Source organism: Vibrio sp. 2134-1 (assembly GCF_033339495.1).
In genome coordinates, this window is record NZ_JAWOUS010000499.1 from 1 (window position 1) to 663 (window position 663).

The window sequence follows — 663 nt, forward strand, 5'->3', positions numbered from 1 at the left end:
TGTTTTTGCATTCATCTGAAGCATCCTTGTTGAGCAATTCATTTGTTATATTCGTAGTGCTAATTATTCTTATTTGCACTTTTAGTCACGAGATAATACAAATTTACAATTTATTTGCAACTCCAGATACAAAAAAAGCCTCATCACTGTGAGGCTTTTAACATTCATAATTGACAGTTTTCTCTTTAGGATTAAACCTTTAGGTTATGTTTGCCGTGAGAAACTTTCGCTCTAAGATAGTTTTCATTACCATCTTTAATGTGCGCCGAAGTATTGACAACTTCGACAATCTCAATTCCGTATTCCGCTAATTCACGGATTTTCTTAGGGTTATTGGTCACAAGACGAATTTTCTTGATACCTAACGCTTCTAACATTTGTGCCGCTTCGGTGAAGTCTCTTAAATCATCATCAAAGCCTAAATGGTTGTTTGCTTCGTAAGTGTTCATCCCCTGACTTTGCAGACGATACGCATCAATCTTGTTGTACAAACCGATACCACGGCCCTCTTGGCGAAGGTAAAGGATCACGCCGCCAGATTCGCCCATACGTTGGATCGTTTCTTCTAACTGCTCACCGCAGTCACAGCGAGATGAGTGGAAAACATCGCCAGTCAGACACTCGGAATGCATACGCACTAGCGGCGTGTCTTGCGTTTGATCC

At 40.7% G+C, this 663-nt stretch carries 1 protein-coding gene; it reads right to left on the minus strand.

Annotated elements, in window-relative coordinates; all coding sequences use genetic code 11:
- Window positions 1-191 precede the first annotated feature (191 nt).
- A partial coding sequence (locus R7R78_RS26870; RefSeq protein WP_225474704.1) for a GTP cyclohydrolase II occupies window positions 192-663 on the minus strand: 472 nt, incomplete at its 5' end.